The sequence below is a fragment of the Leptolyngbya sp. CCNP1308 genome (assembly GCF_034932455.1).
Classification (GTDB): Bacteria; Cyanobacteriota; Cyanobacteriia; order Phormidesmidales; family Phormidesmidaceae; genus Nodosilinea.
Map to the genome: position 1 here is coordinate 11,442 of NZ_JAYGIH010000041.1, position 12,311 is coordinate 23,752.

The window sequence follows — 12,311 nt, forward strand, 5'->3', positions numbered from 1 at the left end:
ACCATAGGAATTTCATAGGAAGTTTCGAGAAGATAGCGGCTAGCCTGCTCCTCCGGGGTTTAAGTCTTTTGGAGATTTCTGAGGCTCCATTGGGGATCGGGCAAAAATCTAGCTAATTTCATCAGGCAGGACAGCACCGTGAGCGCAGAAGCCAATCGCCTAGCAGAAACCCGTGCCCAAATTGCCCCCTGGCAAAAGTGGGGGCCTTACCTGAGCGAGCGCCAGTGGGGCACCGTACGCGAAGACTACAGTTCCGACGGCAACGCTTGGGACTATTTCCCCCACGACCAGGCGCGATCGCGGGCTTACCGCTGGGGCGAAGACGGCCTCGGCGGCATTACCGACGATCACAACCTGCTGTGCTTTGCCCTGGGGTTGTGGAACGGCCAAGACCCCATTCTCAAAGAGCGGCTGTTTGGCCTCACCAATAGCCAGGGCAACCACGGCGAAGACGTGAAGGAGTACTACTTCTACCTCGACAGCACGCCTACCCATTCCTATATGAAGTACCTCTACAAGTACCCCCAGGCGGCGTATCCCTACGAAGATTTGGTCAATACCAACCGCAGCCGTAGCCGCTACGAGCTGGAGTACGAGCTGCTGGATACGGGCATTTTTGATGAGGATCGCTACTTTGACGTGTTTGTGGAGTACGCCAAGGCCGACGCCGAAGACGTGCTGATTCAGATTAGCGTTGCTAATCGGGGGCAGGAGGCGGCTCCGCTGCACCTGCTGCCTACCCTGTGGTTTCGCAATACCTGGTCGTGGAAGGAAACCGGCGATAAGTCGGAGCTAAAGGCTTTGGGCGACGGGGTGGTGCAGGCCCGCGTCACCAACCCGGAGCTGACAGCGCTCATGCGCGATTACTATTTTTACTGCGATGCGGGGGTGCCGCTGCTGTTTACCGAAAACGAAACCAACAAGGAACGCGTGTTTGGCACCCCCAACCCCAGCCCCTATGTGAAAGACGGCATCAATAACTATGTGGTGGATGGCAAAACTGAGCTAGTCAGCCCTGATGGGGTGGGCACCAAGGTGTCGCCCTACTACCAGCTCACCGTGGGGGCGGGCGAAACAGTGGTGGTGAAGCTGCGGCTGACCAAGAGCAGTCCTGATCAGGTGGGCGAGCCCTTTGGAGCCTACTTTGACGAGCAGTTTGCGGCGCGGGTACAGGAGGCCGATGAGTTTTACGCGACGGTAATTCCCCCAGCGGTGATGGCTGATGGCGATCGCGCCAACGTCATGCGCCAGGCTCTAGCGGGCATGATGTGGACGAAGCAGTACTTCTACTACGACCTCGACCTGTGGCTGCGCGAGCGCAACGTCACCCCCTGGACGCCCGTGATCGACAAGCGTAACGTGCGCAACAGCGAGTGGTTCCACATGATGAACGACGACATCGTGTCGATGCCCGACAAGTGGGAGTACCCCTGGTATGCAGCGTGGGATTTGGCCTTCCACGTCATCCCCATCAGCCTAATTGACCCTGACTTTGCCAAAGACCAGCTGATGCTGATGCTGCGCGAAGACTACCTGCACCCCAACGGCCAGATTCCGGCCTACGAGTGGAACTTTGGCGATGTCAACCCGCCTGTGCACGCCTTTGCGACGTGGGAGATCTACGTGCGCGATCGCGAGCGCAACAACGGCCAGGGCGACCTGGAGTTTCTCAAATATGCTTTCTCGAAGCTGCTGATCAACTTCACCTGGTGGGTCAACCGCAAAGACGAGGGCGGCAACAACCTGTTCGAGGGCGGCTTCCTGGGCCTCGACAACATTGGCGTGTTTGACCGCAGCTCGCCGCTGCCCACCGGGGGCAGGCTGGAGCAGGCCGACGGCACCGCCTGGATGGTGTTTTTTAGCCAGCGGATGTTCCAGATCGCCATTGAGCTGGCCCTGCACGACCACCTCTACGAAGATTTGGCGATCAAGTTCTTTGAGCACACCATGTGGATTGCCGGGGCGATGGATCGCATCGGCGTACACCAGGACGAGCTGTGGGATGAGGAAGACGGCTTTTTCTACGATGTGCTGCGCCTGCCCGACGGCAACTCGACCCGGCTGAAGGTGCGATCGCTAGTCGGCCTGCTGTCGCTGATGGCCGTCGCCGTCTTCCCCCGCGAGGCCTTTGACCAGCTGCCCCGACTGCGGGAGCGGGTCGATAAGTTCATCCGTCGCCACCCCGAGCTGGTGGGCAACGTGCACCTGCCCATTAAGCAGGGCTACAGCAATCGGGTCATGCTGTCGATTCTCAACGAAGACAAGCTGCGCAAGGTGCTCACCCGCATGCTCGACGAGGGAGAGTTTTTGAGCGACTACGGCATTCGCTCGCTGTCGCGCACTCATTTGGAAAATCCCTACCTGTTCTACCACGCGGGCCAGGAGTACAAAGTCGGCTACGTGCCCGGCGACTCCACCTCCGGCATGTTTGGCGGCAACTCCAACTGGCGCGGCCCGATCTGGATGCCCGTCAACCTGCTGCTGCTGCGGGCGCTTTTGCAGCTCTACAGCTACTACGGCGACGACTTCAAAATGGAGTATCCCACCGGCTCGGGCGACGAAAAGACCCTGTTTGAAATTACCCAGTGCATCAGCGAGCGCCTGGTCAGCATCTTTACCAAAGACGAAAACGGTCGTCGCCCGGTCTACGGCGGGGCCGAGAAGTTTCAAACCGACCCCCACTGGCAGGATCTAATTCTGTTCTACGAATATTTCCACGGCGACGATGGCTCGGGCATTGGGGCCAGTCACCAGACCGGCTGGACGGGCTGCATTGCCCGCATCATCCAGGCGTTGGGCTACTTTACCCCCGAAACCGTACTCGAAACCATCTCGCCGGGGGAGTTAGTCAAGTACAGCGTGGAGTGATCTCAGGCTAGGAGAACGCTCTCCACTGACTAAGGCGGTTCTCGTTTAAGTGAATCTGTGACGGCGAAGACCTGATCTCCCCAGTCTCTCGCCGTCACGGGTTCATTCGATCACCCCCTCGTTAAGGGCTACAGCTTATACACATCACTTTTGGGGCCAAATCCCCATCGTGATCCCCCCAGATGTGTCCTATCTAAGTTCCTCAGTAAAGCCCCCCTTGAGAAAAGGAGGCAGATATCCTCCCAAAAGGGAATCCATTGCCCCCCTTTTTAAGGGGGGGGTGGGGGGATCGACCCAGGGCAATATGGCCGAGGTCCATTCGTGTATAAGCGGCAGCTTCAAAAAGGAGATAAAGCGGGAACCTAAAACGGTTAGGAACTGGGGGAATCTTTACACTGCCGCCAAATCGGTCTGGTGATCCAGACTCGCGTCCACCCGACAATCGAGGGCATGCGCCCGAAGTTGCGATCAGTCTTTTAGCGAGGCCATATCAATCACAAAGCGGTATTTCACATCGCTTTTCTGCATACGTCCGTAGGCTTCATTGATATCCTGAATCTTGATCACCTCCACGTCTGAAGTGATGCCCTGTTCACCACAAAAATCGAGCATTTCCTGGGTTTCGGCAATACCGCCAATCAGCGACCCCGCCACCGATTTACGCCCCATGATCAGCGGCACAGTATTCAAAGTTGGCATCAGATTGCCTAAAAAACCGACTAGTACCAGCGTGCCGTCTAGCGCCAGCGTGGGCAAATAGGGGTTGAGATCATGCTCGATGGGGACTGTATCGATGATCAGGTCAAACTGTCCTTTCACGGCCTCCATTTGCGCATCGTCGGTAGAGATCACAATATGGTCTGCGCCGAGACGGCGGGCATCCTCCTCCTTGCCGGGGGAACGGGTAAACAGCGTCACCTCTGCGCCGAGACCCTTCGCCAGTTTCAGCGCCATATGCCCCAAACCGCCTAGACCGACAACGGCCACCCGACTGTCCTCACCCACCTGCCAATGGCGCAGGGGGGACCAGGTGGTGATCCCGGCGCACAGCAGCGGCGCTGCCCCTTTGATGTCTAACCCATCGGGGATTTTCAGCACAAATTTGTCTGACACGACGATTTTCTCGGAATAACCGCCGAAGGTGGGGGTTTGATCTTGACGGTCTTTACCGTCATAGGTAAAGGTGGCAGATTCTTCGCAATACTGCTCTAAGCCTTGGCCGCAGGGGGCGCAGCGCTGGCAAGAATCGACCATGCAGCCGACCCCGACGCGATCGCCCAGTTTGAAGCGAGTCACCTCTGCGCCCACGCCGATCACGCGACCGATAATTTCGTGGCCGGGCACCACTGGGTAGGTCGTGCCCCCCCAGTCATTGCGGGCCGTGTGCAAGTCAGAGTGACAGACGCCACAGTAGAGAATTTCGATCGCCACATCATTGGCCCGGGGCTCGCGACGGGTAAATCGATAGGGGGCTAGATCATCTGTGGCCGACTTTGCGGCGTAGCCAAGTACATCGGTGGTCATGGTTGCTGCTCTGTTGTGAATGGGTATTGATAGGCCTCTGTATTGTTAATACGGCATCAGCGGGTTTCAGGAATGCCCCCAGAGAACCATTTTTGCTGTTTAACGCCCGGTCATTTGCTTCGGCTTTTTGGGATACCGAGCCCCTTATACAGTGATATTGGCCAGCCGTGCCTCGGCGACCTAGCGGTTTGTGATCACCACGCCAGCGATCACCAGGCTGCCGCCCAGCACCAGCGATGAGGTGGGGGTTTCTTGCAGGAACAGGGCGGCCAGGGCGATCGCAAACACCGGCACCAGGTTGATAAACACCCCGGCCCGCGCGGGGCCGAGCTGTTTTAGCCCGTCGTAGTACCAGGTAAAGCCCACCGCCGAACCGAGAATGCCCAGGTAAAGCAGCCCTCCCCAGGTGGTGGGGGCGGCAGCGGCGATTCCGGGACGGATCGCTTCGCGAATCGCGCCCACCAATCCCTCTGCCAGCGCTGGCCCCAGCAGCATTAAGGCCCCCACCAGGCAGGCGTAGGTGGTGGTCACAAAGGGGGATAACTCCGCCATCACCACTTTGCCCAGCAGGCTGTAGCCCATCCAGCTGACCACGCAGCCGAGCATAAACAGCTCACCGATGCCCACATCGCCCCGCAGCAGCCGTACGGGGTCGCCGTCGCTAATCACCACCGCTGCCCCCAGCAGCGAGAGGCCAATGCCCAACAGCTTGGTGCGGCTGAGGGGGTCTTTGAAGAAGAGGGCGGCACCGAGGGCGATCGCCACCGGGTTGAGGGCAATAATCAGCGCCGCCCGCCCCGCCTCAACGGTCTGGAGCCCCGAAAAGAAAAACACGTTGTAGGCAAAAATGCCCGTGAGGCCCAGCAGCGCGATCGGCAGCCAAAGTTTTCTGGGCGGTTGAGGGAGATGGCCTTCGATGGTGTAGGTGAGCGTGAGGAGGGCGAGGGAGGCGATCGCAAACCGACAGAAGGCCGCCGCAAAGGCTCCCATATCTTGCACCACCAGCCGCCCGGCAATGAAGGTGCCGCCCCAGAGCACCATGGTGACCAAAAGCTTGAGGTAAATGATCAATGTTTGCCCTCGCTTTGGTTTCTAGCAGTGAAAAACGGTTTGGTGCAGCAGCGGCGGTACGTTCGCTAAGCGCAGGATTCTACAGATTTGCTCGAAGTATTGACCAGCCTCTCCGCAGCCTACAGGCGATCGCCGTCAAGCTGATACTTGAGAGATATACCTGCGTCGGCGATCGCTGTTTTCATGTGTCGGTGCGTGTTTTTGGCCACAACTTTGGTAATGCGATCGGCCTGCTCGGGGGTTGTCCCTAACTGCACCAATCGTGCTTGTAGCGCACTGCTAAACGCTCCGGCCAAAGCCGACCGATGGAAATGCAGGCTAGCGAGGCGAGCGTCTTGATCCGTTAGCTCAAAGATGCCCAGGGCCTTAACGGGGAGGGTGATCGTTCTAGCCTGGGGAGTGCTGTCTTTGGCAATCAGCCACTGCTCAATTTTGGGGTGCTGCTTGACGAATTCTCGCAAACTTTCCAAATAGGCCGCTTGGCTGATTAGGGCCGTCGCCTGGGCCAGGGTCGGCTCTGTTTTCGCAGTCTCGCCATAAACCTTCAGCAGCCCAGTACTGATGCCAATAAACGGTACCGTTGCGCCCATGAGCTTGCCCAGGGGCGCATTAATCGCCTCCAGCAGCGAGTCAAGCTGGCCTACCAAAGCAGCGACTCGCCGCAGGTCAGGACGTTCTTCCGTTAGCACCTTGGCCAGGGCCAGTACGGCATCGGCGGCATCGGCCGCTCGGTCAGCGGTCTCCAGCGCAGCCAGATCGTGGTCGGTGGTGAGAAAGTTCCAGAGGCGGGTGGCCATAGAGGGCAGAGTCTTCTAGGGGATAGCTGCGGGCGGGTGCCCAAGGCATGGGCGGAGGGCGCGATGGTCAAAGACCGGCCCGGAAGGGCCATCGCCCCTGATGCCGGGCTTGAACCATCGCCAGGTGTGCCTATTAGCCTAGCGGTACCTACGGCTAATGAATAGTGCCTAGGAATAGTTAGACCCCTCAACTCGCTAATGTTTAAAGGCAACCCCTTGATAGAAATATCCGGCCACCTTGGGCAGCTTTTCGGCGTAGGCGGCTTCTAGGTTGACTTCGTCAAACTGCTGCTCGATCAGCCGGCGCATATCGCGGTCAAAGTGGCACCCTCCGGCAATGCGCTTTTGCAGGGGCGTCAGGCGATGCTGCCAGGTTTGAATCGAGGGTTCGTCGCTGAGGCCGTGCTCGACAAAAAAGAACCGGCCGCCGGGCCGCAGCACCCGATAAATTTCGGCCAGCGCCTGCTCAATTTGGGGGATACTGCACAGGGTGAACGTGCTGACCACGCTGTCGAAACTGTGGTCGGCCATGGGCAGCGCCTCGCCGCTGAGCATGCGATAATCGACCGCGATGGGCGAGGCATCGATGCGCTTTTGGGCCAGGCGATGCACCCCCGGGCTGGGGTCTACGGTGACGATCTGGCGCACCTGGTCGGGGTAGTATGGCAAATTTAACCCAGTGCCAAAGCCAATTTCGAGCACGTCGCCGCTCACATCGGCCAACACGTCCCGCCGATAGCGACCCAGGATAGAATCGGCCATGGAAAAATCGATCAGGTAAGGCAGAATTCTGTCGTTGTAAAGGCCCATGGTGGCTACTGTTCCGCTGGTCTAGCGAGATTTAGGCTACGGGGTTTATTCTACACACCGCCCACCCACCGCAACTAAGCGCAATGTCTCCAAAATTTGTAACTGAGCCTTCCATCGAGACTAAAATTCAGCGGATGCAGCAGCGGGTGCGGTGGCAGCATCGCCAGATCGTCGAGCGGGGCATTGACCAAACCAGCCTGGTGATCGACGATCCGGGCGCAGAGGACGACACATTCTCATTTTTAGTGGTGGGCGATAGTGGCACCGGGCGGCACCGCCGCAGCAGCCCCCAGCGGCAGGTGGCCGAGCTGCTGCTGCGCCATATCGATGCGGCCCGGTTTACGCTGCACACCGGGGATGTGGTGTATCTAGTGGGGTCTCGCGATCAGTATCGGTCAAACTTCATCAAGCCCTACCAGGAGTGGCTGGTGGGGGGCGATCGCTACCGCAAGATTGCCTACGATCGCATGGTCTTTAAGCAGCCGATCTTGCCGGTGCTGGGCAACCACGACTACTACGACCTGCCCACCGTGGTGGGGCTGCTGTCGGGCATTAGTGGGCCCCTGCGCTACGCCCTGCGCTCTTACCTAGATTTAGACGTGAGCTGGCGCGGCTCTCACAAGGGAGATGCCTACGCCAAAGCCTTTTTAGACTACCTAAAGGCGGTGCCCGAGGCAGACTTGGGTGCGCATCTAGATACCCACTACACCAGCAAGCAAGACAACGCGCGGGCGCTGACCTACCGCCCCGGCGAGTTTACCCGGTTGCCCAACCGCTACTACAGCTTTCGCTACGGCGGCATCGACTTTTTTGCCCTCGACTCCAACACCTTTAACCAGCCGCTGCCCATCGCCAATGGCGAGACCGGGCGCAAAGAATTGCAGCAGCAGCAGCAGTTGCTAGAGGTCACTAAAGCTGACCTGCTGCGGCAGGCGGGCATGAAGGTCTTGACCCCCGACGATGAGGATGCTCAAGAAGAAATCACCGAGCGCATTGAAGACATCGATGAGCAGATCAACGACATCACCAAGCAGCTCAACAGCTCTCGTCTGCAAACGGTGGATACTGAACAGCTCTACTGGCTGCGCGATCGCCTGATTGCCTCCTGGCAAAACCCGGCGGTGCGGGGGCGCATGCTGTTCTTTCACCACCCGCCCTACGTCACCGAAGCCACCAAGTGGGATCAGGGGCAAACCCTGGCGGTGCGTCACCACCTCCGCCAGGTGCTCGACGCCGTGGCCGCCGAGGTATCCGGCATTTCCCAAGCCCGCCCCCTGGTGGATTTGGTGCTCAACGGCCATGCCCACTGCCTCGACTATGTGCGTACGGGTGACACCGGCCACGGCGATGCCAACATTCCCTGGGTGATCTGCGGTGGCAGCGGCTACAGCCTGCGTCGCCAGCGGAGAGAAGGTGACGAGCTGATGGAAGCTATCAATAGCAGCACCCGCACCGTGGCCAAATCGCACCTCTACCTGGGCCGCAGCGGCGACGGCAGCCACCTCAAGCGCCCCTACTCGGCCCTGCGGGTCGATGTCGCCAGCGGCAGTCCGCCGCAGGTAAGGGTGACCCCCCTGGTGGCGGAGAAGTACGACGGCGACTGGACGGGCTATGAGATGGAGGGGTTTGAAGTATAGGGGGAAATAAGGAAGGTGGGGAGATGAGGACGGTGGAGAAGTAAAGATCCCCTCATCCCCTCATCCCCTCATCCACAGAAACCCCCAACGCCTTCACATCCACCGCATAGCCCGCGACAACTAAATACACCGCGCCAGCGACGGTGCCGACCTGGCGGGTGAGGGTGCCGAGGCGATCGCGAAACAGCCGCCCAATCGGGTAGGCGGGCACTACGCCCCAGCCGGTTTCTTCAGAAACTAGAATCACGGTGCTGGGGGTTTGCCGCAGGCTTTCGACCAGGGAATCCACGGTGGCTTGCCAGGTGGCGTCGTCTTGCTCTAGCAGGTTGGCCAGCCAGGTGCCGAGGGAGTCAATCAGCAGGCAGTCCTCAGCGGTGGCGGAGCGGATGGCTTCGGGTAGGGCGATCGGGACTTCTTTGAGCTGCCATTGGGCGGGGCGGCGATCGCGGTGCAGTTCTACCCGCTTTTGCCAGTCAAAATCGGCCGGGTCAATGGAGGAAGTGGCTATATAAATCACCAGTTGGCCAGAGTTGGCGGCTAGGGCTTCGGCCCACTCGCTTTTGCCCGATCGCGCCGGGCCGGTGACTAGGGAAATGCGATCGTTTACAGTCAAGGTGCGACCTTTTGGATAAACGCCTCAATTTCGTCCACCAGCCAGACTTTTTCGACGGTTTGAAGGGGAGTGCCAAACTTGTGCTGGTTAATGCCCTCCAGCAGGGCGATCGTCTGCACGGGGCGATCGTTTTGGGTATAGGCGGTTTGCAGCTCTACCTTCACCAAGTCGGCGGTGTAGCCTTCAATGCGGCGAGTGCGACCGAGTATGCGGTGGGTGAGAGAAAATCGCTGGCGATCGACGCGCAGATGCACGTGGGCCAGCAGGGCATTGGCCACGCCGCCAATCATGCCAAAGCCAACAAACCAAAAGGGAATGGCAATCAGGCCAAACCACAGCGAGCCGCCGCCGGTGACGGCCCCAATCGTCCAGACCAGCACAAAACCATTCCAAAACAGACCAAATAGGCCGATGCCCACAGTTTCGCCCCGCAGACCTGGCGGTGGAATTTCGATATTTAGCTCGCTCGGCGACCTTTGCACCCGCACGCGGGTACCCGCCGGAGGGCGTGGGGCCAGCCGACGCGGGGCAGACGGGGCGGGCTGGGTCAGCGCATCGAGAGCCACTCGCGCTGAGGCAAAGCGATCCTCCACAAGCGGGTCAATTAACGGCTCAAGCCAGTCGGCAAAGGCGGGCGACACCGCCACGTAGGGGCGAAAGTCAATGCGCAGCCGCTCCTGGGGCAGGTCGGCGGGCGACTGGTGGGTGAGCAAAAACAGCAGGGTTGCCCCCAAACTATAGAGGTCGGTAGCGGGCACGGCCTGGCCGCGAAACTGCTCGGGAGCCATGTAGCCGTAGGTGCCCACCACCGTGCTGCCCTGGCGGAGGCTGTCGCGGTAGACCGTCTGCACCGCGCCAAAATCGACCAGATAAATGTGGCCATCGTCGCGGCGAATGAGGTTCTGCGGCTTCAGGTCGCGGTGAATCACGGGCGGGTTGAGGCCGTGCAGGTACACCAGCACCTTGAGAACCTCAGTGGCGATGCGGCGGGCCTCGGCTTCATCGACCCGGCCACCAGCTGCAACCCAGTCGGCCAGAGAGGTACCCTCGGCCAGGTCTTGGGCCAGGTAAAACCAGCGGTTGTCGGCGGTGTCAACCTGAAAAAAGTCGATGTATTGAGGAATCGCAGGGTGATTGAGGGTTTTGAGAATGCGGGCTTCGCGCTCGAACAGCTCAATCTTCTTCCAGTCTTGCAGGCCGCGCAGGGAGAGTTCTTTGAGGGCAATGATATGCCCACTCGCCAACACCTCGGCGGCGTAGGTGGTGCCGCTGCTGCCCTGGCCCAGGGGTTGCAAAATCCGATAGCGCCCGTCGATAATGGCGCGGGTAGTCTGGGCACGTTCCATAGTGGGGGAGATCTAAAGTGGCCTGCTTCCCCATTATGCCGCCGCCAAAATTTTGGCTAAGGCTAAATTCTAACGGCTGGCCCTACGGCGGGTGCAGCTATTTGAGGCCGCCGAATTGGGCCAGTTGCGGCCCTAAATTTTGTCTTTGCCGGAGTTAAGAGAATAATCCTGACGGTTTGACTTCTCTGCGAGGCCAGAGGCCACTAGACTAGAGGCAATGTTGTAGCTGGGGCACAGGCGTTGAGTGAAACGCAAAACACACCAAGTACCCTCGCCATAGACCGCAGGGAGCTGCAAGAGCTAGTGCGATCGCAGCTACAGGTGCTGCTAGAGCAGGGCAACTTGCCAGGGGCCAAAGCGCTGCTGGTGCCGGTGCAGCCTGCCGATATTGCCGAGGCCATCGAAGACCTGCCCGAAGCCATGCAGGCGATCGCCTTTCGGCTGCTGGGCAAGGGGGAGGCGATCGAGGTCTACGAAAACCTCGACACCAGCGTGCAGCAGGCCCTGATCGAAGACTTCAAGCGCCAGGATGTGCTCGATATCGTCGATAAAATGTCGCCCGACGACCGGGCCAGACTTTTCGACGAGCTACCCGCCAAGTTTGTGCGCAGCCTGCTGGCCCAGCTCAGCCCCCAAGAGCGCGAGGCCACCGCCCAGCTGCTGGGCTATGAGGCGGGCACCGCCGGGCGCATCATGACCCCCGAATACGTAGCCCTCAAAGAGGGCTGGACGGTGCTGCGATCCCTCGACTACATCCGCAGCCGCGCCTTTGTCAGCGAAACCATCTATTACCTGTTTGTCACCGATGCCGCCCGGCGTATGGTCGGTATTTTATCGCTGCGCCACCTGGTCACCGGCCAGCCCGAGCAGACCATCGGCGACCTGATGACCCGCGAGGTAATCTCGGTACGCACCGACACCGACCAAGAAGATGTCGCTCGCCTAGTGCAGCGCTACGACTTTCTGGCGGTGCCCGTGGTCGATACCGAAGAGCGTCTGGTGGGCATCATCACCGTCGATGACCTGATCGACGTGCTTGAGGCCGAAACCACCGAAGACATCTATGCCCTAGGCGGCGTCCAGAGCGGCGGCGACAGCTATTTTCAGTCAAACCTGTTTGATGTGGCCCGCAAGCGGGTGGTGTGGCTGTCAATTTTGCTGATCACCAATACTGTCACCACCGCCGTCATTCGCAGCCAGGAAGATATTTTGCAGCAGGTGGTGGCCCTAGCGGCCTTTATTCCCCTGCTGATTGGCAGCGGCGGCAACGTGGGGGCACAGTCCTCTACGGTGGTGATTCGCGGCCTCAACACCCAAGAAATTAGCTCTAAGCAGGCCCTATCGGTGATTCGGCGGGAGGCGATCGCCGGTACCGTGCTGGGTCTAATGCTGGGGGCGGTCGTTACCGTTTGGGCCTATGTGCTTCAGGGCAGCCTGCCCGTGGCCGTGACCGTAGGCATCAGCCTGGTTGCCATCTCTATCTTGGCATCTACGGCTGGAGGGGCGTTGCCCCTGCTGTTTGATGCCTTAAAATTCGATCCGGCCCTGATGTCGGCCCCCTTCATCACCACCATTGTCGATGTGCTGGGGGTGCTGCTCTACCTCACCCTGGCCCGCCACATGCTGGGGATGGCCTAGACCAAGG

The 12,311-nt window shown here is 59.6% G+C and carries 9 protein-coding genes; 3 read left to right on the forward strand and 6 right to left on the reverse strand.

Going from position 1 to position 12,311, the window contains the following annotated elements; all coding sequences use genetic code 11:
• Positions 1 to 138 precede the first annotated feature (138 nt).
• Complete coding sequence (locus VB780_RS12455) at positions 139 to 2,868, forward strand: MGH1-like glycoside hydrolase domain-containing protein (RefSeq protein WP_323351477.1); 2,730 nt, start codon at positions 139 to 141, stop codon at positions 2,866 to 2,868.
• A 468-nt stretch (positions 2,869 to 3,336) separates the two neighbouring features.
• On the opposite strand, the gene VB780_RS12460 is transcribed toward VB780_RS12455, so the two are convergent.
• The 4 genes from VB780_RS12460 to VB780_RS12475 form a co-directional block, all read right to left on the reverse strand.
• On the reverse strand, positions 3,337 to 4,392 hold the full coding sequence (locus VB780_RS12460) for an NAD(P)-dependent alcohol dehydrogenase (RefSeq protein WP_323351478.1): 1,056 nt from the start codon (positions 4,390 to 4,392) through the stop codon (positions 3,337 to 3,339).
• Positions 4,393 to 4,572: 180 nt separating this feature from the next.
• Positions 4,573 to 5,463 carry a DMT family transporter gene (locus tag VB780_RS12465; RefSeq protein ID WP_323351479.1) on the reverse strand — a complete coding sequence of 297 codons (891 nt, stop codon included), beginning with the start codon at positions 5,461 to 5,463 and terminating at the stop codon, positions 4,573 to 4,575.
• 119 nt (positions 5,464 to 5,582) lie between these two features.
• The gene (locus VB780_RS12470) at positions 5,583 to 6,260 is read right to left on the reverse strand and encodes a hypothetical protein (RefSeq protein ID WP_323351480.1); all 678 of its coding nucleotides are present in this window, start codon (positions 6,258 to 6,260) and stop codon (positions 5,583 to 5,585) included.
• A gap of 195 nt (positions 6,261 to 6,455) precedes the next feature.
• Positions 6,456 to 7,022 carry a class I SAM-dependent methyltransferase gene (locus VB780_RS12475; RefSeq protein ID WP_323351481.1) on the reverse strand — a complete coding sequence of 189 codons (567 nt, stop codon included), beginning with the start codon at positions 7,020 to 7,022 and terminating at the stop codon, positions 6,456 to 6,458.
• A 131-nt stretch (positions 7,023 to 7,153) separates the two neighbouring features.
• On the opposite strand from VB780_RS12475, the gene VB780_RS12480 reads away from it, so the two are divergent.
• Positions 7,154 to 8,707: a metallophosphoesterase gene (locus tag VB780_RS12480; protein ID WP_323351482.1), complete on the forward strand. Its 1,554-nt coding sequence runs from the start codon at positions 7,154 to 7,156 to the stop codon at positions 8,705 to 8,707.
• A 52-nt stretch (positions 8,708 to 8,759) separates the two neighbouring features.
• Here the strand turns inward: VB780_RS12480 and cobU are convergent, their stop codons facing one another.
• Together cobU and VB780_RS12490 are read right to left on the reverse strand one after the other, a co-directional pair.
• On the reverse strand, positions 8,760 to 9,320 hold the full coding sequence (gene cobU, locus VB780_RS12485) for a bifunctional adenosylcobinamide kinase/adenosylcobinamide-phosphate guanylyltransferase (RefSeq protein WP_323351483.1): 561 nt from the start codon (positions 9,318 to 9,320) through the stop codon (positions 8,760 to 8,762).
• Complete coding sequence (locus VB780_RS12490) at positions 9,317 to 10,666, reverse strand: serine/threonine-protein kinase (RefSeq protein ID WP_323351484.1); 1,350 nt, start codon at positions 10,664 to 10,666, stop codon at positions 9,317 to 9,319. The genes cobU and VB780_RS12490 overlap by 4 nt, the downstream gene beginning before the upstream one ends.
• A gap of 240 nt (positions 10,667 to 10,906) precedes the next feature.
• On the opposite strand from VB780_RS12490, the gene mgtE reads away from it, so the two are divergent.
• A complete protein-coding gene (mgtE, locus tag VB780_RS12495) occupies positions 10,907 to 12,304 on the forward strand; it encodes a magnesium transporter (RefSeq protein WP_323351485.1) in 1,398 nt (465 codons plus the stop codon).
• Positions 12,305 to 12,311: the final 7 nt, after the last annotated feature.

Excerpts from the sequence above, each read along its gene's own strand:
- VB780_RS12460 (WP_323351478.1), bottom strand. The coding sequence starts at position 4,392 with ATGACCACCGATGTACTTGGCTACGCCGCAAAGTCGGCCACAGATGAT.
- VB780_RS12470 (WP_323351480.1), bottom strand. The coding sequence starts at position 6,260 with ATGGCCACCCGCCTCTGGAACTTTCTCACCACCGACCACGATCTGGCT.
- VB780_RS12475 (WP_323351481.1), bottom strand. The coding sequence starts at position 7,022 with ATGGCCGATTCTATCCTGGGTCGCTATCGGCGGGACGTGTTGGCCGAT.
- VB780_RS12480 (WP_323351482.1), top strand. The coding sequence starts at position 7,154 with ATGTCTCCAAAATTTGTAACTGAGCCTTCCATCGAGACTAAAATTCAG.
- VB780_RS12490 (WP_323351484.1), bottom strand. The coding sequence starts at position 10,666 with ATGGAACGTGCCCAGACTACCCGCGCCATTATCGACGGGCGCTATCGG.